Source organism: Massilia sp. 05N420, assembly GCF_056397205.1.
On the sequence record NZ_JBFTMX010000272.1, the window covers coordinates 1 to 369 of the forward strand.

Genomic DNA, 369 nt, shown 5'->3' on the forward strand with positions numbered 1-369 from the left:
TCAGTGGCATTGCTGCCATCGATGCGGAAGCGCAGAGCGCCGATCGATCCTTACCGTCTCGGTGCGCGAGGGCGCACTGAACAGTGCGGCGCAAGATAATCAAACGGGCGTTGAGCCGAGAAGCCAACCGGAGGTCCCGGTTGGCTTCGTTCTTTGATCAAGCACCTCGCCAGACGAGCTTGGCATTGGCGAGCTCACGCGCGCCGAGGCCGCCAAGCTCCCGGCCGAAGCCCGCGCCTTTGATGCCGCCAACGGGCGCGCGGGGATCGGAACGGACGAAGTCGTTGATGAAGACGGCTCCCGCCTCGATGCGGGAGGCGACGCGTTCGGCACGTTCCGGATTGCTGCTCCACACGGCGGCGCCGAGGC

1 protein-coding gene is annotated in these 369 nt (G+C 66.1%); it reads right to left on the reverse strand.

Annotated features, from left to right (window positions below; translation table 11 throughout):
- Window positions 1–157: 157 nt before the first annotated feature.
- Window positions 158–369 (reverse strand): aldehyde dehydrogenase family protein (locus AC1DIX_RS28295; RefSeq protein WP_477328688.1); only part of this gene is annotated, 212 nt, incomplete at its 5' end.